This window comes from Streptomyces mirabilis (assembly GCF_018310535.1).
Taxonomy (GTDB): Bacteria; Actinomycetota; Actinomycetes; order Streptomycetales; family Streptomycetaceae; genus Streptomyces.
This window is the reverse complement of the sequence record NZ_CP074102.1, coordinates 2,998,439-3,019,074: the sequence shown is the minus strand read 5'-3', so window position 1 is coordinate 3,019,074 and position 20,636 is coordinate 2,998,439. Positions and strand designations below refer to the sequence as shown.

The 20,636-nt window shown below is 69.2% G+C and carries 17 protein-coding genes and 1 pseudogene; 13 read left to right on the top strand and 5 right to left on the bottom strand.

Going from position 1 to position 20,636, the window contains the following annotated elements; genetic code table 11:
* Nucleotides 1–133: 133 nt before the first annotated feature.
* The 4 genes from SMIR_RS13140 (at nucleotide 134) to SMIR_RS13125 (ending at nucleotide 6,727) form a co-directional block, all read left to right on the top strand.
* A complete protein-coding gene (locus SMIR_RS13140; RefSeq protein WP_168494984.1) occupies nucleotides 134–1,597 on the top strand; it encodes an ABC transporter permease in 1,464 nt (487 codons plus the stop codon).
* Nucleotides 1,598–1,676: 79 nt separating this feature from the next.
* Complete coding sequence (locus SMIR_RS13135; protein WP_168494986.1) at nucleotides 1,677–2,360, top strand: ABC transporter ATP-binding protein; 684 nt, start codon at nucleotides 1,677–1,679, stop codon at nucleotides 2,358–2,360.
* Nucleotides 2,361–2,593: 233 nt separating this feature from the next.
* Nucleotides 2,594–5,866: a S8 family peptidase gene (locus tag SMIR_RS13130; protein WP_248003091.1), complete on the top strand. Its 3,273-nt coding sequence runs from the start codon at nucleotides 2,594–2,596 to the stop codon at nucleotides 5,864–5,866.
* A 90-nt stretch (nucleotides 5,867–5,956) separates the two neighbouring features.
* A complete protein-coding gene (locus SMIR_RS13125; protein ID WP_168494988.1) occupies nucleotides 5,957–6,727 on the top strand; it encodes a group II truncated hemoglobin in 771 nt (256 codons plus the stop codon).
* A 36-nt stretch (nucleotides 6,728–6,763) separates the two neighbouring features.
* Here SMIR_RS13125 and SMIR_RS13120 read toward each other — a convergent pair whose 3' ends face one another.
* Nucleotides 6,764–7,654 (bottom strand): helix-turn-helix domain-containing protein, encoded by an 891-nt coding sequence (locus SMIR_RS13120; RefSeq protein WP_168494990.1) that lies wholly within the window; start codon nucleotides 7,652–7,654, stop codon nucleotides 6,764–6,766.
* A gap of 175 nt (nucleotides 7,655–7,829) precedes the next feature.
* Between SMIR_RS13120 and SMIR_RS13115 the strand changes: the two genes are divergently transcribed.
* Nucleotides 7,830–8,870: an NAD(P)-dependent alcohol dehydrogenase gene (locus SMIR_RS13115; protein WP_054234752.1), complete on the top strand. Its 1,041-nt coding sequence runs from the start codon at nucleotides 7,830–7,832 to the stop codon at nucleotides 8,868–8,870.
* An 84-nt stretch (nucleotides 8,871–8,954) separates the two neighbouring features.
* On the opposite strand, the gene SMIR_RS13110 is transcribed toward SMIR_RS13115, so the two are convergent.
* The 3 genes from SMIR_RS13110 to SMIR_RS13100 are packed head-to-tail and all read right to left on the bottom strand — an operon-like array spanning nucleotide 8,955 to nucleotide 12,129.
* Complete coding sequence (locus tag SMIR_RS13110; protein ID WP_212727036.1) at nucleotides 8,955–10,040, bottom strand: FecCD family ABC transporter permease; 1,086 nt, start codon at nucleotides 10,038–10,040, stop codon at nucleotides 8,955–8,957.
* Complete coding sequence (locus SMIR_RS13105) at nucleotides 10,037–11,023, bottom strand: FecCD family ABC transporter permease (RefSeq protein ID WP_168501264.1); 987 nt, start codon at nucleotides 11,021–11,023, stop codon at nucleotides 10,037–10,039. Before SMIR_RS13105 ends, SMIR_RS13110 begins: the two co-directional genes overlap by 4 nt.
* A 44-nt stretch (nucleotides 11,024–11,067) precedes the next feature.
* Nucleotides 11,068–12,129: an iron-siderophore ABC transporter substrate-binding protein gene (locus tag SMIR_RS13100; RefSeq protein WP_248003092.1), complete on the bottom strand. Its 1,062-nt coding sequence runs from the start codon at nucleotides 12,127–12,129 to the stop codon at nucleotides 11,068–11,070.
* A 131-nt stretch (nucleotides 12,130–12,260) separates the two neighbouring features.
* Here SMIR_RS13100 and SMIR_RS13095 point away from each other — a divergent pair, with 131 nt between their 5' ends.
* The 5 genes from SMIR_RS13095 (at nucleotide 12,261) to SMIR_RS13075 (ending at nucleotide 18,418) form a co-directional block, all read left to right on the top strand.
* Nucleotides 12,261–13,892, top strand: a complete 1,632-nt coding sequence (locus tag SMIR_RS13095; protein ID WP_168494996.1) for a multicopper oxidase family protein — start codon at nucleotides 12,261–12,263, stop codon at nucleotides 13,890–13,892.
* A gap of 624 nt (nucleotides 13,893–14,516) precedes the next feature.
* Entirely contained in the window at nucleotides 14,517–14,744 is a 228-nt protein-coding gene (locus SMIR_RS13090; protein WP_097224946.1) for a ferredoxin, read from the top strand.
* Nucleotides 14,741–16,132 (top strand): NAD(P)/FAD-dependent oxidoreductase, encoded by a 1,392-nt coding sequence (locus tag SMIR_RS13085; protein WP_168494997.1) that lies wholly within the window; start codon nucleotides 14,741–14,743, stop codon nucleotides 16,130–16,132. The genes SMIR_RS13090 and SMIR_RS13085 overlap by 4 nt, the downstream gene beginning before the upstream one ends.
* 23 nt (nucleotides 16,133–16,155) lie before the next feature.
* The gene (locus tag SMIR_RS13080) at nucleotides 16,156–17,370 is read left to right on the top strand and encodes a cytochrome P450 (RefSeq protein WP_168494999.1); all 1,215 of its coding nucleotides are present in this window, start codon (nucleotides 16,156–16,158) and stop codon (nucleotides 17,368–17,370) included.
* A gap of 118 nt (nucleotides 17,371–17,488) precedes the next feature.
* Nucleotides 17,489–18,418: a YhjD/YihY/BrkB family envelope integrity protein gene (locus SMIR_RS13075; RefSeq protein WP_248003093.1), complete on the top strand. Its 930-nt coding sequence runs from the start codon at nucleotides 17,489–17,491 to the stop codon at nucleotides 18,416–18,418.
* A 139-nt stretch (nucleotides 18,419–18,557) separates the two neighbouring features.
* Here the strand turns inward: SMIR_RS13075 and SMIR_RS13070 are convergent.
* Nucleotides 18,558–18,863 (bottom strand): annotated as a pseudogene (locus SMIR_RS13070) (DUF4291 family protein); the annotation flags it as partial.
* An 88-nt stretch (nucleotides 18,864–18,951) separates the two neighbouring features.
* Between SMIR_RS13070 and SMIR_RS13065 the strand changes: the two are divergent.
* The 3 genes from SMIR_RS13065 to SMIR_RS13055 are packed head-to-tail and all read left to right on the top strand — an operon-like array spanning nucleotide 18,952 to nucleotide 20,603.
* Nucleotides 18,952–19,401 (top strand): SRPBCC domain-containing protein, encoded by a 450-nt coding sequence (locus tag SMIR_RS13065; RefSeq protein ID WP_168495004.1) that lies wholly within the window; start codon nucleotides 18,952–18,954, stop codon nucleotides 19,399–19,401.
* A complete protein-coding gene (locus tag SMIR_RS13060) occupies nucleotides 19,398–19,736 on the top strand; it encodes an ArsR/SmtB family transcription factor (protein WP_168495006.1) in 339 nt (112 codons plus the stop codon). Before SMIR_RS13065 ends, SMIR_RS13060 begins: the two co-directional genes overlap by 4 nt.
* Nucleotides 19,737–19,790: 54 nt before the next feature.
* Nucleotides 19,791–20,603 carry an SDR family NAD(P)-dependent oxidoreductase gene (locus SMIR_RS13055; RefSeq protein WP_168495008.1) on the top strand — a complete coding sequence of 271 codons (813 nt, stop codon included), beginning with the start codon at nucleotides 19,791–19,793 and terminating at the stop codon, nucleotides 20,601–20,603.
* Nucleotides 20,604–20,636 lie beyond the last annotated feature (33 nt).

Genomic DNA, 20,636 nt, shown 5'->3' with positions numbered 1-20,636 from the left:
CCGCCGCCGCCATCGGCGTTCTCACAGCCTTCAGGGACCGCCCACAGGTGAATTCCCGGGCTGCCACAGCCTTCTCATCCTTCTCTTATGCGGGGCTTATCCCGCCATCACGCGCCGTACCTAGCTTTCCGCCATGTTCTTCACCTACCTGAGGCGCGAACTGCGCCGCCGCAGGAAGGCGGCGCTCGTCGTCGCCTCCGGACTCGCCCTGGGCATCGCCCTGGTCATCGTGGTCAGCTCCGTGTCGTCCGGCATGGAGAAGGCGCAGGGCAAGGTCCTCCAGTCGCTGTACGGACTGGGTACGGACATGACCGTCACCAAGGCGGCGGCGCCGGCGACGAGCACCAGCCAGCGTCCGCGCTTCAACTTCGACGCGAACGACAACGGCTCCACCAAGGAGCAGAGCAGCGACCGCGTCATGGTGCAGGGCTTCCAGACCCTGGCCGCCTCCACGGTCACCAAGGTCGACTCCCAGAAGGGCGTCGCGGACTCCGTCGGCGGGCTGAGTCTCCAGGTCATCAGGATCAACGGCCAGTTCACGCGGGGTCAGTTCCGCCAGCAGAACCAGAGCGGTGGCGCCGCCCAGGGCGGCGGGCGCCCGAACGCCCAGCAGTCCCCGCAGGGCCGTGTCGAGGGCGGCGGCGCCAACTTCGACGTCAACAACTACTCGGTGTACGGCACCGACGTCACCAAGCCCGCCCTCGGCCCGCTGACCTCCTCGAAGATCACCAGCGGTCGTACGTTCAAGACGTCCGAGACCGATACCAAGGTGGTCGTCGCCGACGTCTCGTACGCCAAGGAGAAGAAGCTCAAGGTCGGCTCCACCGTCACCATCAAGAGCGTCAAGTACAAGGTCATCGGCATCGCCACGCCCGACAGCGGTGACGCGGCGGCCAACCTCTACATCCCGCTCAAGCAGGCGCAGACGCTCAGCGGCTCCAAGGACAAGGTCACCACGATCTACGTCAAGGCGTCGGACTCGCAGCAGATCTCCAGCGTGAAGAGCACCATCCAGAAGAACATCTCGGGGACGACGGTCACCACCTCCGCCGATCTCGCGTCCACCGTCTCCGGCTCCCTCTCCACGGCTTCCAGCCTCGCCTCCAACGTCGGCAAGTGGCTGTCCATCGCGGTGCTCGTCGCCGCGTTCCTGGTCGCCGGTCTGCTCACCTCCTCCGCCGTGTCGAGGCGCGTGCGCGAGTTCGGCACCCTCAAGGCGCTCGGCTGGAAGTCGGGCCGGGTGACCCGGCAGGTCGTCGGCGAGGCCATGGTCAACGGCCTGGTCGGCGGCGCCCTCGGTATCGCGATCGGCCTCGCGGGCGCCTACGTCGTCACCGAGATCAGCCCCACCCTGCAGGCGCAGGTGGGCGGTTCGGGCGGCGGCGGAGGCCAGGGCGGCCCCGGTGGCGGCTTCGGCGGTCCCGGCCGGCAGGCCGCGGCCAAGGCCCTCGACGTCGCGCTCACCGCGCCCGTCAGCCTCGGCACCATCGTCGGCGCGGTGGCCCTCGCCGTCACCGGCGGTCTGATCGCCGGCGCCTTCGGCGGCTGGCGTGCCTCCCGGCTCCGTCCCGCGGACGCCCTGCGCCGCGTCGAATAGGCCCCAGCCCCTTTCGAGGGGGTGCCCGCCGTCGCCCGCTGTACCGGGCACCCCCTTCACCTCATCCAGGAGTTGCACCATGTACGAACTCAGAGGCGTCACCAAGCGCTATACCCGGGGCAAGGAGACGATCGACGCGCTCGCCGGGGTCGACCTGACCATCGCGGACGGCGACCGGCTCGTCATCCAGGGACCCACCGGTGGCGGAAAATCCACCCTTCTTCAGATGCTCGGCGGTCTCGACCGGCCCACCGCGGGCAGCGTCGAACTCGACGGTACGGACATGGCCAAACTGTCCGAGGCGAAGCTCACCAAAGTGCGCAGCGAGAACATCGGATTCGTCTTTCAGAGCTTCAACCTGATTCCCACGCTCACCGCCCAGGAAAACGTGGAGACCGCCCTCGTGCCCCTCGGTGTGAAGGTGAAGGAACGGCGGCAACGGGCCGCCGACGCACTGGAGTCGGTGGGGCTCGCCGAGCGGCTCGGTCATCTGCCCGCCGAGCTCTCCGGTGGCCAGCAGCAGCGTGTCGCCATCGCCCGCGCCCTGGTCAAGCAGCCGAAGGTGCTGCTCGCCGACGAGCCCACCGGCAACCTCGACGAGTCCATGCGCGACGAGATCATGGAGGTGCTCGAGGCCATGTGGAAGGAGCACGGGCTCACTTTCATCATGGTCACGCACGATTCCGCGATCGCGAAGAAGGCCCCGCGCCTCGCGACGATTCGCAAGGGGAAGATTTCCGTCAAGGAAAACGCGGGTGCCTAAAGAAGTGCAAAAGGAGCGTGCGGGAGCTTAGCGGAACAACTCCGTCAACTCTTCACCCTCGCCCCGCTATTGAGGGGGCGATCACCCCCCGGGCATACTTGCGTATTCCGGGGGGTGTACGTGCATGCGTACGAGGCTTCCCCCGACCGGATGAACGGGGATTCGTCCGGACCTGATCTCCAGGGGGAGACTTGCGCAGACAAGTGAAAAGAGCGTGTGCTGCGAGCATCGCCATGGCGGCGTCCGTGGCGCTGGCGGCGGGTATGACCAGCCCGGCGTCGGCGCGGGCGGAGCAGCGCGCGGCGGGCGTGTCCGCGGCCGGGAAAGCGGCCGGGATCACGGCCAAGCACCGCATCACCCTGATCACCGGTGACCGGGTGGTCGTCGATGCCAAGGGGCGCGTCGTCGGCTTCGAGCGGGCCAAGGGCCGCGAGCACGTGCCCGTACAGATCCGCAAGGCCGACGGCCACACCCTGGTGGTGCCGGCCGACGCCCAGGCGCTCATAGCCGGCGGCAAGCTCGACCGGCGGCTCTTCGATGTCACCGAGCTCAACAAGGCGGCGGTCCGCAAGTCCCAGCAGCGGGGCCTGAAGGTGATCGTCGGCTACCGGGGAGCCGCGGCGGCCGCCAAGGCCGACGTCCGCGAGGCCGGCACGCTCCGCAGGAGCCTGAAGGCGCTGAACGCGGACGCGGTGCAGACGCCGCAGCGGGACGCGGCCGAGCTGTGGTCCGCGGTCACCGACGACGGGAAGACGGCCTCCGGCATCGCGCACGTCTGGCTGGACGGCGTCCGCAAGGCGAGCCTCGACAAGTCCGTGCCGCAGATCGGCGCCCCCACGGCATGGGCCGCCGGATACGACGGCAAGGGCGTCAAGATCGCCGTCCTGGACACCGGCGTCGACGCGAGCCACCCGGACCTCAAGACCCAGGTGATCGAGTCCAAGAACTTCTCCACCGCCGCCGACGCCACCGACCACTTCGGCCACGGCACCCACGTCGCGTCCATCGCGGCGGGCACCGGCGCCAAGTCGGGCGGCAAGTACAAGGGTGTCGCGCCCGGTGCGAAGATCCTCAACGGCAAGGTCCTCGACGACACCGGCAGCGGCGACGACTCGGGCATCCTCGCGGGCATGGAGTGGGCGGCCGAGCAGGGCGCCGACATCGTGAACCTGAGCCTGGGCGGCCAGGACACCCCCGACATCGACCCGTTGGAGGCCGAGGTCAACAAGCTCTCGGCCGAGAAGGGCATCCTCTTCGCGATCGCGGCGGGCAACGAGGGCCCCGAGTCGATCGGCTCGCCCGGCAGCGCGGACGCCGCGCTCACCGTCGGCGCCGTCGACGACAACGACAAGCTGGCGGACTTCTCCAGCACCGGCCCGCGCGTCGGCGACGGCGCCATCAAGCCGGACGTCACCGCGCCCGGCGTGGACATCACGGCGGCGGCGGCCCCGGGCAGTCTCATCGACCAGGAGGTCGGTGAGAAGCCCGCGGGCTACCTGACCATTTCCGGTACGTCGATGGCGACCCCGCATGTCGCGGGCGCCGCGGCCATCCTCAAGCAGGAACACCCGGACTGGACGTACACCGAGCTCAAGAGTGCGCTGACGGGCTCCGCGAAGGGCGGCAAGTACACGCCGTTCCAGCAGGGTTCGGGCCGGATCGCCGTCGACAAGGCGATCAAGCAGACCGTGATCGCCGACCCGTCGTCGGTGAGCTTCGGCGTCGCGCAGTGGCCGCACACCGACGACACGGCGACGACCAAGCAGCTGACGTACCGCAACCTCGGTACGAAGGACGTCACCCTGACCCTGGCGATCTCCGCGACCAACCCCAAGGGCCAGGCGGCTCCGGCGGGCTTCTTCGCGCTCGGCGCCAAGACGGTCACCGTCCCGGCGGGCGGCAAGGCCGCTGTCGACGTCACCACGAACACGAAGCTCGGCGGCACCCTCGACGGCGCGTACTCGGCGTACGTGACGGCGAGCGGCGGCGGCCAGGCCGTGCGCACGGCCGTCGCGGTCGAGCGCGAGACGGAGTCGTACGACGTCACCTTCAAGTACGTCAACCGTGCCGGTGAGACGCCCACGCACCTCACCGACCTGGAGGGCTACTCCGGCCTCGGTGAGGCGCGGGACTACACGTCGCAGAGCACGTCCGACACCGCGACCCTGCGTGTTCCCAAGGGCAAGTACGTGCTCAACTCCCTCTTCGTGAAGGACCTGGTCGAGGCGAAGGGCGGGGTCGACTGGCTGATCCAGCCCCGGCTGAGCGTCACCAAGAACACCACGGTGACCCTCGACGCCCGAACCGCCAAGGGCGCCGACATCACGGTGCCGGACGCGGGGGCGAAGCCGCTGTCGGCACTCGTCAACTACTTCGACGACGCCACCGGGCTCGGTACCGGCATCGGCCTGGGCTCCTTCCAGGACGTGCGCGTGGCGCACGTGGGCCCGGCGGTCTCCTCCGGCCTCTTCCAGAGCTGGTCCGGGCAGTGGAGCAAGGGCGCGGGCGCCGAGTACGACACCTTCACCGGTACCAAGACCACCAAGCTCCAGGGCGCGCACGTCAAGCACTACAAGGCGAGCGAGCTGGCCAAGGTGAAGGCGAACCTCGGGGCCGCGGCCTCCGGTAAGACGGGCGCGGTCACCGCGTACGGCTTCCTGCCCGACGACGACAGCATGAGCGTCGGGGTCAGCCAGAAGCTGCCGTCCTCGCGCACGCTGTACGTGTCGACCGGTGAGAAGGTCCAGTGGGCGTTCGACTTCGAGCAGGACGCCGGCGTCGACGCCACCGGGACCCCGATCATCGAGGCCTACTACACGGACGACTATCCGCAGATCCTCAAGGCGGGCAAGAGCTACACGAGGACGTACAACACGGCCGTCTTCGGTCCGAAGATCAACGCGGACTACGGCGTCTTCCGGGAAGGCAACAGCATCGCTGGCTACCTGCCGCTGTTCGCCGACGGGGGCGGTCACCCCGGCTCCTCGCTGTACACCTCGGTGACGACGACGCTGTACCGCAACGGCGCGAAGGTCGGCTCGAACGACGACCCGCTCGTCGGGATGAAGGAGTTCAAGGTCCCGGCCGCCGAGGCCACCTACAAGCTCACGACCTCGGTCAAGCGCACGGTGAAGGTCGCCGCGGCCTCCACACGGATCGACGCGAGCTGGACCTTCAAGTCCAAGAAGGCCGACTTCGCGAAGCTGCCCACCTCCACGGTCCGCTTCAACGCCACCACCGGCCTCGACAGCCGTGTCGCGGCCGGCAAGACGGTCACGATCCCGGTCTCCGTGCAGGGCTCGGCCGCGGGCAAGAACCTCAAGTCGCTGTACGTATACGTCTCGTACGACTACGGCCAGACCTGGAAGATGCTCAAGGTCAAGAACGGCAAGATCACCGTCAAGAACCCGGCGAAGGGGAAGGGCATCTCCTTCCACGCGAAGATCACCGACAAGCAGGGCAACAAGTCGACGGTCTCGATCTACAACGCGTACTACGGAAAGTGATCCCGTAGCGCGGCCATGTGAAGTGTGCCGATAGCGAACGGCCCGGCGGAAGAGCAGCTTCCGACGGGCCGTCCGTGTTTCCGTGGGCCCATGACCACCCAGACCGTGGAGTACATCCGCTACCTCATTCCCGAGGAGAAGTCCGCGGAGTTCCTGGCCGCCTACACCCGGGCCGCGGCCCAGCTCGCCGCGTCCCCGAGTTGTGTGGACTACGAGCTGGCGCGCTGCGAGGAGGACTTCGAGCACTTCGTCCTGCGCATCACCTGGACCTCGACCGAGGACCACGTCCAGGGCTTCCGGAAGTCGGAGCTGTTCCCCGGCTTCTACGCCGAGATCCAGCCCTACATCCCCTACATCGAGGAGATGCGCCACTACACGCCGACGACGGTACGGGGCGTGGGCGCGTCGGTCCCCACCCTCTACGCCTGGGCCGGGGGCGCCGAGGCCTTCGCCCGCCTCACCGAGGCGTTCTACGACAAGGTCCTCAAGGACGACGTCCTCGCACCGGTGTTCCAGGGTCTGGCCCCCGAACACGCGACCCATGTCGCCCTCTGGCTCGGCGAGGTCTTCGGCGGTCCGCCCGCCTACTCCGAGACCGAGGGCGGCCATGGCCACATGGTCGCCAAACACCTCGGCAAGAACATCACCGAGGCGCAGCGGCGCCGCTGGGTCAACCTGCTCCAGGACGCGGCGGACGACGCGGGCCTGCCTACGGACGCCGAGTTCCGCTCCGCCTTCCTCGCCTACGCCGAGTGGGGCACACGCCTGGCCGTCCACTTCTCCGCCCCCGACGCGACCCCTCCGGGAGACCAACCGGTACCGAGGTGGACGTGGGGAGCGGCCCCGCCGTACCAGCCCTGACCGGGGCTTTCAGGGGCGCGGGGAACTGCGCGAAAGCTACTGGGGCGTCGTCGCGCCCGCGCGGGTCGCGTCCGTGCCCCAGCTGGCCAGCAACCGCAGCGCCTCCGCCGAGGCGGACCCCGGTTCCGCGTGGTAGGTGACCAGCGACTGTTCGCTGTCGTCGGGCAGCCGGAACGACTCGTACTGGAGGGAGAGATCACCCACCAGCGGATGCCGCAGCCGCTTCACCCCGTGGCTCTTCTCCTTCACGTCGTGCGTGGCCCACAGGCGCCGGAAGTCCTCGCTCTTCACCGAGAGCTCACCGACCAGGGCCGAGAGTCGCGGGTCGTCCGGGTGACAGCCCGCGTCCATGCGCAGCAGACAGACGATGTCGATCGCCTTCTGCTCCCAGTCCACGTACAGATCGCGGTACTCGGGCTTCAGGAACACCAGCCGCGCCCAGTTCCGGTCCTGCGGCGCCAGCTCCGACCAGTCACCGAACACGGCCGCCGCCATCCGGTTCCAGGCCAGGATGTCCGAGCGCCGCCCGCTGATGTACGCGGGGACGCCGTCCAACGAGTCCAGCAGCTGCCGCAGCGCCCCCCGTACCTGCTGCGGCCGCGCCGGCTGCTTCTTCTTGTGCGCCTTGGGCTTCGCGAGGTGCGTGAGATGCGCGTGCTCGGCGTCCGTCAGCCGCAGGGCGCGGGCGATCGCGTCGAGTACCTCCGCCGACACGTTCCGTCCGTTGCCCTGCTCCAGACGCGTGTAGTACGCCACGGACACCCCGGCCAGCTGCGCCAGCTCCTCGCGCCGCAGCCCGGGCACCCGGCGGTGCCGGCCGAAGTCGGGCAGCCCCACGTCCTCCGGCTTCAGCCGGGCCCGGCGGGTGCGCAGAAACTCGCTGAGCTCGGCACGCCGGTCCAGGGGTGGGGAGGGCTGTTCGTCCATACGTCCAGTATTCACGGTCGTACGCCGGTGAACCTGACCCCGCCAGTAGTAGGACCAGCGAACGTACGCAAAGCCGTGACCTGGGTGAAGGCTCTCCCGTGGGGCAGGCTGAGCAGCGTGCCCGACCGAAGGCAGCCGGGCACAGGACTTACCACTCCCTAGGAGAACCCCCGGCATGACCACTGTTGCTGCGTACGCCGCCCCCGCCGCCAAGGCTCCGCTGGAGCGCACCACCATCGAGCGCCGCCCGGTCGGTGAGTTCGACGTCCTGATCGACATCAAGTTCGCCGGTATCTGCCACTCGGACATCCACCAGGCCCGGGAGGGCTGGGGAGAGGCGATCTTCCCGATGGTGCCGGGTCACGAGATCGCCGGCATCGTCTCCGAGGTCGGCTCCGGCGTCACCAAGTTCAAGGTCGGCGACCGTGTGGGCGTCGGCTGTCTCGTCGACTCCTGCCGCGAGTGCGATAACTGCAAGGCCGGCCTGGAGCAGTACTGCACCGGCGGCGGCGTGGGCACGTACAACGCCCTCGACAAGAACGGCGAGCCGACCTACGGCGGCTACTCCGAGAAGATCGTCGTCGACGAGAACTACACCGTCCGCATCCCCGACGGCATCTCCCTCGACGTGGCGGCGCCGCTGCTCTGCGCCGGCATCACCACGTACTCCCCGCTCAAGCACTGGAACGCCGGCCCCGGCAAGAAGGTCGCGATCCTCGGCATGGGCGGCCTCGGACACATGGGCGTCAAGATCGCGGACGCGCTCGGTGCCGAGGTGACCGTCCTGTCGCAGTCCCTGCGCAAGAAGGACGACGGGCTGAAGCTGGGCGCCGACCACTACTACGCCACCAGCGACCCGAAGACCTTCGAGGAGCTGCGCGGCACCTTCGACCTGATCCTGTCGACCGTGTCCGCCCCGTTGGACCTGGACGCCTACCTGTCCCTGCTGAAGACGGACGGCGCCTTCGTGAACGTGGGCGCCCCGGAGGAGCCCGTCAAGCTCAACCTCTTCTCCGTGATCGGCGGCCGCAAGACCCTCGCCGGTTCCGGTATCGGCGGCATCCAGGAGACCCAGGAGATGCTGGACTTCTGCGCCGAGCACGGCTTCGGTGCCGAGATCGAGCTGATCAGCGCGTCCGAGATCAACGACGCCTACGAGCGGGTGCTGGCGAGCGACGTCCGCTACCGCTTCGTGATCGACACCGCCACCATCTAGTCACGGACGGAGTTCGGAGGGCGCCGATCGGTCGTACGACCGATCGGCGCCCTCGGCGTTTCCACCGTACGTACAGCAATCCCGTCAGCGGCGGCCCGACCTGCCCAGCAGCCAGAGCAGATAGGGACCGCCCACCAAGGACGTGAGCGCCCCGACCGGGATCTCCAGCGGCGGCACCAGCGTGCGGGCCACCAGGTCGGCGCCGACCACGATCAGCGCGCCCGTCAGGGCGGAAGCGGCGAGGGGGAGTTGCGGGGTGCGGGCGAGGCGGCGGGCCAGTTGCGGGCCGGTGAGGGCGACGAAGCCGACCGGGCCGGCCGCGCCGGTCGCGACCGCGGCGAGCACCACCCCGAGGACGGTCAGGCCGAGCTGGGTGCGCTGGACGCGGACGCCGAGCGCGGCGGCCGTGTCGGCGTCCAGCCCGAGCGGGCGCAGCGCGCGGCTCGCCCACACCAGGGCGGGCAACGAGAGGAGGAGGACCCAGGCGAGGGGGCCCGCCTGCTCCCGGCCGCGCCCGTTCAGACTGCCCGTCAGCCACAGCTTGACCTGCTCGGCGGCGGCCAGTTCGCTGTCGGTGAGGTAGAGCTGGACGACGGCGGAGAGGGCGACGCCGATGCCCACGCCCGTCAGGACGAACCGGCTCGGCTGCATTCCGTGCCGCCAGGCCAGTACGTAGACCAGGGCGGCGGCCGCGAGACCGCCGGTGACGGCGACGGCCGGCAGCGCGCCGGGAGAGGTGACGGTTCCGGTGGCCAGCGCCAGTACGGTCGCGGCGGCGGCACCGTGCCCGACCCCGATGACGTCCGGGCTGGCCAGCGGGTTGCGCGTCACGGTCTGTACGAGTGCCCCGGAGAGCCCGAGCGCCGCCCCGACCAGCGCGCCGAGCACGATCCGCGGGATCCGCAGTTCGCCGACGACCAGGTCGTACAGGCCGCCGTGGCCGCGCAGCACCCGCCAGACCTCGCCCGGCGGGACGTACGTCTGCCCGACGCATGCCGCGAGCAGCATCGCGCCCGCGAGGAGCAGCAGGAGGACGGCGACGACGGCCGCGGCGCGCCGGTGCAGGAGGAGGGAGAGGCGCCGGTGGCGGAGTACGGAGAGCCCGGCCGAGTGCGGGTACGTGGTGCGGCTCGCGGTGGGCTCGGTGGGCGTCGTGGGGGCCGTGGTCACGAGGCCATGCCCTTCCGCCGTACGAGTACGACCAGGACCGGTACGCCCACCAGCGCGGTCATCACTCCGGCCGGCACTTCCGCCGGGGCGCGTACTACCCGGCCCGCCACGTCCGCGGCGAGCAGCAGGGCGGCGCCGAGGAGTGCGGAGAGGGGGAGGGTCCAGCGGTGGCCGCCACTGACCAGTCGGCGGGCGAGGTGGGGGACGGCGAGGCCGATGAAGGCGATGGGGCCCGCGGCGGCGACCGCGGCCGCGGTGAGCACGGTCGCGCCGAGCGCCGCACAGCCCCGTACGAGCGTGACGCGGTGGCCGAGCGCCCGTGCGGTGTCGTCGCCGAGCGCGAGCGCGTCCAGGCCGCGGGCGCAGGCCAGCACGAGGAGTGCCCCGGTGGCGAGGAAGGGCAGCATGTGCCCCACCGTTTCCGCGTCGCGCCCGCTGAGCGCGCCCACCTGCCAGAACCGGAACTGGTCCAGCGTGGCCGAACTCGACGTCAGTACGACGGTCGTGGCCCCCGCCGTCATCGCCGACAGCGCGGTTCCGGCGAGCGCCAGCTTCACCGGGGAGGCTCCGCCGCGTCCGCGCGAGGCGATGGCGTACACGACGCAGGCGGCGAGGACCGCGCCGGTGAAGGCGTACCAGACGTACCCGTCGAAGCCGTTCGCCCGGCCGAGCGCGATGGCGAACACGACACCGGCCGCCGCGCCCTGACTGAGGCCGAGGATGCCGGGGTCGGCGAGCGGATTGCGGGTGACCGCCTGGAGCGCCGCCCCCGAGAGTCCGAGGGCGGCACCGGCGGTCACTCCGATCGCGGTCCGCGGCATCCGCAGGGACCGTACGACCAGCGCGTCCGGTGAATTCCCGCCGTGCACCAGCGCGTCGAGGACGGCGGACAGCGGGACGGGGCGGGTGCCGACGGCGAGGCTGAGGGCGGCGGCGGTGACGGCGAGGAGGAGGGCCACGCCCAGCCAGGTCGCACGCCGCACGCCCGCCGGGGCGGATGTGCGGCGTGCGGCAGAGGTAGGACCGGTCACTTGCCGAGGGTGTCCGCGAGCTGTCGTACGACGAGGCGGGCGGCGGTGGGGCCGGCGTTGAGGTACCAGGGGTCGTCGTCGACCTTCACGGCGTGCTTGGCCTTGACCGCCTTCATCGACTTCCACAGGGGGCCGGCGAGCACGCTGCCCGCGTCGGTCTTGGAGGCGTCGCCCTGCACCGAGTAGAAGATCCAGTCCCCGTCCGCGACATCGACGCTCTCCGCCCCGATGTCCTGCGAAATGGCGTTGAACTGCTGCGACTTGGGCCGGGCGAGCCCCATGTCGACGGCGATGGAGCCGGTGAACGACGACACTCCGAACATCCGCGTCCGGTCCGGCGTGAACCGCAGCATGGACACGGCGGGATCGCCGAGCTGCTTCCCCCGCGTGGCGGCGTCGCTCACGATGCCGTCGAGCAGTGCCTGCGCCTTGTCGCCCTTGCCGACCGCGTCACCGACGAGGAGCAGATCCCGCTTCCAGTTGATGCCGTTGCCGGCCGTCACGACGGTGGGCGCGATCTTCGACAGCTTCGGGTAGAGGTCGCCGAGCGAGTCGTTGATCAGGATCAGATCGGGCTTGGCGGCGGCGAGCGTCTCCAGGTTGGGCGCGGTACGGGTCCCCGCGTCGGCCATGGCCGACAACTGCTTCTTGTACGTGGGGAAGGCGCCGTTCAGATAGTCCGGCGCCAGCCCGGCGTTGTCCGCGCGGGTCGTCACGGTCGGCACGATGCCCAGGGTCAGCAGGTCGTCCAGCTGTCCGGTGCTGAGCGCGGCGATCTTCTTGGGCGCGCTCTTGATCTCCGTCTTGCCCTCGAAGTGCCCGACGGTCCGAGGGAATTCGCCGTCCTCGGCGCTCCCCGCGCCCATCCCGGCGGCGACAGCGCCGGGGGCGACGGAGGGGCCCTCGGAGGCCCCGCTCACGAGATTGCGGTCGCCGCTGGAGGTGTTCTTGCCCCGCGAGGAGCCGTTGTCCCCGTCACCGCTCCCGGACGAACATCCGGCCAGCAGGCCGCCGACGACGGCAACGGCCAGGACGGCCTTCGACCCCAAGGTACGCACGAGTACTCCGATCAATGGATAAGGCAAGCCTAACCTTAGCCTCCGTTTCGGGGTGACGGGGTCTGCTCCGATGGGGGACACACCGTGCCGGGTTCGAGGACATATCAGCGTAAAACGTGTGTTATTCATTCATGCACTCACCTACGCGGCGCACCGTGCTCGGTGCCTCGATCGCGGCCGCCGGCTCGGGACTCCTGGCCGGCTGCTCCGGGTCCGACTCTCCCTCCGGACCTGGCTCGCACCCCGGCCCCGGCGAGCACCAGGGGAGCGGCCACGGCGGCAGACCCTTCGTCCCCAGGGGACCCAAGGGGTACGTGAACCCGTCCGATCCCGAGGTCCTCGCAGTCGAGAGGAAACGCGGGTCCGGCCCCGTTCGCTCGTTCAGGCTCACGGCCGCCGAGACGACCCTCGACCTGGGTGGACGGACCGTCAGGTCATGGGCGTACGGCGACTCGCTGCCCGGCAGGGAGGTGCGGATCAAGTCGGGCGACATCCTCGATCTCAACCTGGCCAACCATCTGCCCGTGTCCACGACGCTGCACTCGCACGGTGTCCGCATGCGCTGCGACATGGACGGAGTGCCCGGCCTCACCCAGCACCCCATCAGGCCCGGCGCCGACTTCAACTACCGCTTCGCCGTGGACCACCCGGGCACGTACTGGCTGCACTCGCACTCGGGGCTGCAGCTCGACCGCGGCCTGTACGCCCCGCTGATCGTCGAGGACCCCAGGGAGCCGTTGTCCTACGACAAGGAGTGGGTCGTCATCCTGGACGACTGGGTGGACGGCGTGGCCGGCTCCACCCCCGACGGTGTGCTCGCACAACTGCTCGACGGCAAGGGCATGGCGACGGGCATGGGCATGGGTGAGGACGACGAACCCGGGGGCAAGGCCCATGACAAGGCCGCCCACGAGAAGCCCCACGGTCCCTCCCGCGTCCTGCGGAACTCCCACAGCCGCATCCTGCACAGCGAGGGAGGCAGCGTCGACTACCCGTTCTACCTGGTCAACGGCCGTCTCCCAAAGGCTCCTTCGGTCTTCCGGGCCCGCAAGGGGGACCGCATCCGGCTGCGGATCATCAACGCCGGCGCCGAAACGGCCTTCCGGGTGGCGCTGGGCGGCCACGAGATGACGATCACGCACACGGACGGCTACCCCGTCGAGCACACGCAGACGGACGCGCTGCTGCTCGGCATGGCCGAACGCTACGACGTGCTGATCACCGCCAAGGACGGGGTGTTCCCACTGGTCGCGCTCGCCGAGGGCAAGAACGCCAGGGCCCTGGCCGTCCTGCGCACCGGCAGTGGGGACAATCCCCGCCCCTCCGTGCACCCGGACGAACTCGACGGCAAGCTCGTCCCGGCCAGACGCCTTGTGCCGGACGACTCCGTGGCCCTCAGCGACGACGAACCGGACCGCGAGCTGCGCATCAGACTGACCGGCGGGATGAAGAAGTTCGACTGGGCCTTCGACCACCGGCCGTACTCCGTCGAGCAACGCCACCCGGTCAGCTACGGCGAACGGATCCGCCTGACCCTCATCAACGCCACCGACATGTGGCACCCCATGCACCTGCACGGCCACACCTTCGCCCTCACCGGCTTCGGCGTGGTCGGCGCCCGCAAGGACACCGCCCACGTGGTGCCGCACCACAAACTCGTCGTCGACTTCTACGCCGACAACCCGGGCCTGTGGATGCTCCACTGCCACAACCAGTACCACTCGGAGTCCGGCATGATGACGATCCTCGGCTACCGGAAGTGAGGCATCAGCCACCGACGGGTTGTCACTTGATCACGCGGAAGCGGGGTGATCCGGCCGGGCGGCCAGGAACTCCCGGTCGTCGACGTGGCTGTACGGGCCTCGGCGAGGCGAGCTTCCGCGGACGGGCGGTCGTGCCGTCGCATCCTCCGTACATCAGCCGCGGCGCTGCCACCAGCGGCGCTTCGGTCGGGGTGTCGGAGGAAGCGGTTCGGTCGGTTCATGGGCTGTCGCGGTGTCCGGGGCAACGGTGCGCAGCGCGGTGCGGATGCGGTCGAAGGTCGCGATCGTGTGGTGACCGTCGCCGGGCAGCGCCACCCCGACGCAGACGCACAGGAACTGAGTTCGTGGCCGCCTTCGCGCCGGCCCTGGCCGCGCTCGACGCCAAGAACGCCCCGTCCTGAATCCTCACCGTGCGGACCACGTGCGCGGGGGATACGCTTTTGACGGCAAGGTCAGGTTCTCCGGGCGGTTTTGCAGACGCCGAGGCCTCATTCGCGATGATCGATTCTTCCTGCGGAAACCTGCCGACTCCCTTCTTCGAGGAAGGCGTGACTCGCGCTTCGGGCGCCGTAGGAGTGCTGCCTCAGGACCCGCGGCTTCGCGGTCCCTGCAATGGAGGTCGGGATGAGAGTTGTCGTTGATCTTTCCCGGTGTCAGGGGTATGCGCAGTGTGCGTTCCTGGCCCCGGACGCGTTCCGGATGCACGGCGAGGAAGCGCTGATGTACGCCTCGAACCCTGACGACGCACAGCGCCAACAGGTGTTGCGCGCCGCGGCGGCCTGCCCGCTCCAGGCCATTCTGGTCGACCAGCTGGAGGGCCGGGACGCGCCGGTGGGGACGTCGCCGTCATGAGCACTGCCGACACCCTGCAGGGGTTCAAGCGTGACGGCCGCGTCGTGATCGTCGGGGCGTCTCTGGCGGGACTGCGCGCCGCGGAGGCCCTGCGCGACGAGGGGTTCACCGGGAAGCTGACCATGATCGGTGACGAGTTGGGGGAGCCCTATGACCGCCCCCCGCTGTCCAAGCAGGTACTGACCGGATGGGTGCCGGCCGACGGCACCACCCTGCCACGGCGTCGTGACATCGACGCGGAGTGGCTCCTGGGCGTCCCCGCCGACGGACTGGACCTGGCGGCCAACCACGTGCGGCTCGCCGACGGCCGCACGATCCCCTTCGACCGCATGCTGATCTCCACCGGCGTACGGGCCCGGCCCTGGCCCGTCGAGGCCGAGGCGGCCCTGGACGGTGTGTTCGTGGTCCGCACGCGCGAGGACGCCGCCGGCCTGCAGCGGGCGGTCGCCGCCGGGCCCTCCCGCGTACTGATCATCGGCGCGGGCTTCACCGGCTCCGAGATCGCCTCCGTCTGCCGTGAGCGCGACATCCCGGTGACCGTTGCCGAACTGGCGCCGTCCCCGCTGGTCGGAGGACTCGGCGCCATGATCGGCGAAATCGCGGCGGACATGCAGCGCGCCCACGGCGTCGACCTGCGCTGCGGAGTCAAGGTCACCCAGCTGGAGGGCGACGCGCAGGGGCGGGTTCGCCGCGCCCACTTCTCCGACGGCAGTGCGGTCGACGCCGACGTGGTGGTGGTGGCGCTCGGGGGCATCCGCAACACCGAGTGGCTGCGCGACTCGGGACTGGCGGTGGGCGTATGGGGAGTCGCCTGCGACGCGGGCTGCCGCGCCTTCGACCTCAACGGCCTGGTCACCGACGACATCTTCGTCGCCGGAGACGTGGCACGCAGCCCGAACCCGATCTACGAGTACCGGTTCATCTCGCTCGAACACTGGGCCAACGCCGTGGAGCAGGCCGAGATCGCGGCGCACAACATGGTCAGCACCCAGGCGGACCGCTGGCCGCACCTGTCCATCCCGGCGTTCTGGTCGATCCAGTTCGGCGTCAACATCAAGTCCGTCGGTGTGCCGACCTACGCCGACGAGGTCGTCATCACCCAGGGATCCGTGGCCGACCACCGTTTCGTCGCCGCATACGGGTACCAGGGCCGTGTCACCGCGGCGGTCAGCTTCAACAACGCGAAGTGGCTGGACCACTACCGGAAGCTGATCGAGACGGCCGCGCCCTTCCCGCCCCCCTGCCCCACGCCCGACCAGCCCGTCGACGCGAAACCGGTACCCGTCGACTTCCCCGGCCCCACTCTGCTCGCTCAGGGCGCCACGGTGGTCGTCACCGGCCATGACCCGGGCGAGCGGCGCGTCACCGCCATGCGGCAGCACCGCTAGGAGGGAACAGGAGGGAAAGCGACATGACCACGACCGAGACGCCCGGCATCCTGCCCCGGATCCTCGACTACTCCACCCGGGCCGACCCGTACCCGCTCTACGCCGAACTGCGCAGGACTCCGGTGGCCCTGCAGGAGGACGGCAGCTACGTCATCAGCACCTACCGCGAACTCAGCGGCATCCTGCACAACCCGCACCTGAGCTCCGACGTCCGCAATCTGACGCATCCGATGCCCGCGATGCAGGAACGCGCCACGCCGTCGTTCATCAACCTCGACCCGCCCGAGCACGACCGTCTGCGGCGCCTGGCGATGCGTCACTTCGGCCCCCCGCACACCCCGGGACTCGTGACCGGTATGGAACCAGACCTGACCGCCATCGTCTCGGGTCTGATCGACGACTTCGCGGGCAAGGAGCGGATCGACATCGTCGACGACTTCGCCTACCCGTTCCCCGTCACCGTGATCTGCCACCTGCTCGGTGTGCCGCGCGAGGACGAACCGCGTTTCCACGTGTGGGTGAACGCCATCATCGACTCGATCGACTTCAACCCCAAGACCGACCCGCAGGAGAAACTGGACAACGGCGTACAGGCCACCAAAGACCTGCGCGAGTACCTCGGCGGACTGCTGGAACAACGCCACGGCCGCCCCGGCGACGACCTGCTGACACGGCTGGCCAACGACGACGGGCCCGACGGGCGGATGACCGACGCCGAAATCGTCAGCACCGCCAACCTGCTGCTCATCGCCGGCCACGAGACCACCGTCAACCTCATCACCAACGGCATGCTGACGCTGCTGCGCCACCCTGAGGTGCTGCAACGCCTGCGCGCCGAACCGGACCTGGTCGTACGGCTGGTCGAGGAACTGCTGCGCTACGAGCCCCCCGTGCACATCATTCCGTGGCGGGCGGCGTACAGCGACATCTCCGTCGGCGACACCGTCATCCCCAAGGGCTCGAAGGTCATGCTCATGCTCGCCTCGGGCAGCCGCGACCCGGACCGCTTCCACGATCCCGACCGCTTCGACCCCGATCGCCAGGACAACCAGCACCTGGGCTTCGGCAGCGGCATCCACCTGTGCTTCGGCGGCCCGATGGCCCGACTGGAAACCCAGATCGCCCTGACCGAACTGGTACGCCGCCTCGCCGACCCCACGCTGGTAACCGACCCACCCCCGTACCGCCCCAGCCCCGTCCTACGAGGCCCCATCCACCTACTCGTCGACCAGAACTGACAGCGCGTTCGAGTCCGGCACGTCGCTGCTCGTGTCGCCCCTCATCGGTTTGGCGACCGTCCGTTAGGCTCACGTCGCCACACAGGACCCGGTCTTCACGGAGGGCAGCACGGCGGGGATGAATCGAGAGCGCCTCGTCAGAACGCTGACCTTCTGGCTGCGTCCTGCCTTCGCGTTGCGGGTCATCAACCGGTTTCAGAAGATCGTGGGTTTCGACCGCTCGATGGCTCTGGCGTCCAGCGCCTTGACGGCGTTGGTCCCGCTCTCCATCCTCCTTGGCGCCGTCCTCGGCAACTTCGTGCACTACGACGCCGCCGAGCGGATCATCAAGCGCTACAACCTCACCGGAGCAGGCGCCATGGCGGTCAGCTCCCTGTTCTCTCCTGCCGAAGGCACCAGTGCGAGCGTGGGCATCTTCGGGGTGGTGTTTCTGACGATCTCGGTGCTCAGTTTCGCGCGAGCCGTGCAGCGGCTCTTCGAACAGGCATGGGAACTCAAGCCTCTCAGTGTGCGCAACACGCGCAACGGCTTGTGGTGGATCCTCACTCTCGGTGGCTATGTACTGGTCACCGCGATGCTCTCCGCGCTCCTTGGCGGGGGTCCGATGGGTCTTGTCGCCTCGGTGTGTCAGGTACCGGTGACCGCCGCATTCCTTGTCTGGAGCGGCTGGATCCTGTCGGCGAAGCGGATCAGCCGGCCGGACCTGCTCCCCTTCGGCGTCACCGCCGCCGTTCTGACGGTGGCCTATTCCGTGGGCGCAACCATCTACATGCCGCGCCTCTTCAACTCCTCCGCCGCACGCTACGGGGTGGTCGGTGCCGTCTTCGCGATGATCTCCGCCCTCTTCGCAGCCATGCTCGTTCTGGTCGCGTCGGCGGCACTGGGACGAGAAGTACGAGACGAGCTCAGCCGGATCCGTCAGGGCCACCGCCCTTCCGACCACGAGGTCCACCGACAGTGGGACAGCGTGGTCGAGCAGACCCGGTCACGGTGGCGGACGGCACGGGAACAGGTCTCTCATCATCAGATCAAAGGCTCGAACCATTGAGTGGGCGGGGCAGAGGAGAAGGGACCGCTGACCTCGAACGTGCCCCTGCCCATCCCATACGTGCGGCAGCCGTCCGTTGCCGCATGCCCTGTCAGCGGTGAGGCCGTCAGGCTTCCTGCGTGATCCGCCCGGACCAAGCTCATCGATCACTGCGCGACCCTAGACGCGCCGGCACTTCCTCGCCGAGGGGATAGGGCCGCTCCTCGGGCAGCAGAGCGGTGGCCCGGTCGAGCTCGCCTTCCCGCACGAGCCCATGGATCTCGGCAGCGAGCGGGGTCACATCCTCCACCCCCACGATCCACTCGTCCGCGTACCGCCGTACGGCCTCACCCGCGAGGCCGGGCTGCAGCGAACGGTATGGCAGCGGATTGAGCCGCACATCGCGCTCCGGGGCCCACTGCACCCGGGTCGGAGCCTGCCTCAACTGCCGCTCCCATGCCGCCCTCACGGTCGTTACGCAACACAAGGTTGCGGATCGTCGACGTGGTCACTAGGGTCATACGCAACCGATGGTTGCTTATTGGAGGTCCGTTGTGGAGTTCGGAAAGCTGGAACGCGAGATCCGCATCGACGCGGCACCGGAGATCGTGTTCGACGTGGTGAGTCGTCCCGAGCACATCAAGATGTGGTGGTCCGACGACGCGTCGTTCGAGCCCACGCCGGGCGCGGTCGGGGAACTGGTGTGGGGCGACCGCGCCGCGGTCGAAGCGATCACGGTGGTCGACGTGGATCCGCCCCGCAAGTTCACGTTCCGCTGGGTCGCTCCTGATGGTCAGCTGCCCGACGCGGACAACTCCCTCCTGGTCACCTTCGAGCTCGAGCCCTCCGGTGACGGCACGATTCTGCGCCTGACCGAGAGCGGCTGGCGGGAGAAGGGCTGGGAAGCCGCTGTGCTCGAGGAGGCCTTCCACGACCACGAGCGCGGCTGGGACATGTTCCTGTCCAGGCTGCGGAGCTACGCCCCTTCCGTGGTGACGCGATGACCGTCGCCTTCGACGACGAACTCTGGTCGGCGATCGGCGACCCGATCAGACGCCGCCTGCTCGACCTGCTGCTCGCGGAGGGCGTCGGTACGCCGACCAGCCTGAGCGATCGTCTCCCGATCTCACGCCAAGCGGTCACCAAGCACCTGGGCGTCCTCGATCGCGCAGGCCTCGTGCACGCGACACCGATGGGCCGCGAACGGCGCTACGAAGTCGACGAGGCACAGCTCACCCGCGCCGTCCGGCAACTGAATGAAGTGGGCAAGAACTGGGATGCACGACTGAACCGCATCAAGCGCATCGCAGAACAGATCCAGCGTCAGAAACACGACTGATCAACAGGCCACCGGAAGAGATCACTGGCGACCTATCACCCTGGGAGGACTCACATGAGTGCATTGCTGCTCGGCGGCAAGAACGCCGTGATCTATGGAGGCGGGGGCGCCATCGGCGGCGCCATCGCACGGGTATTCGCCCGGGAAGGCGCGAGGGTCTTCATCGCCGGGCGGACGCAGGCGAAGCTCGACGCCGTGGCGCGCGATATCGCCGCCACGGGCGGAACGGTCGAGACCGCTCAAGTCGACGTCCTCGATCAACCCGCGGTCGAAAAGCACGCCGATGCCGTCGCGGCGACGGCCGGCAGCATCGACATCGCCCTCAACGCCGTGAGTGTCATGCACGACCAGGGGACTGTGCTGGCTGACCTCTCGCTGGAGGAGTTCATGCGGCCGATCGACGGCTTTCTGCGGACGCTGTTCATCACAAGCAAGGCTGTGGCACAGCACATGGGTCGCGAACGTCCCGGCGTCATCCTGACGTTGTCCGAGCCGGGTTCCAAACTGCCTGTTGGCGGCATCCTGGGGCACAGCGTGAGCGCGGCCGGCAAGGAGGCCTTCTCCCGGGTTCTGGCCGCGGAACTGGCACCCAGCAACATCCGGGTGATCTGCATCCGTCCACACGCTGTCGTCGATGCGCCGGCAGCGGGTTCCTACACCAAGGACCTTTTCAAGCAAATGGCGGCAGCGGGCGGACAGTCGGTCCAGGAAATGCTCGAAGGCGGGGGAATGGTGCAGGGGACGCTTCTGAAGAGGCTGCCTACGCTCTCTGAAATCGCCGAGACGGCCGCGTTCCTGGCTTCAGATCGAGCTGGAGCCATGACCGGAACCATCGCCAATCTGTCCGCCGGCGCACTGGTCGACTGAGGCGGCCGTGTCCGATCAGGCCGACGCTTTGTC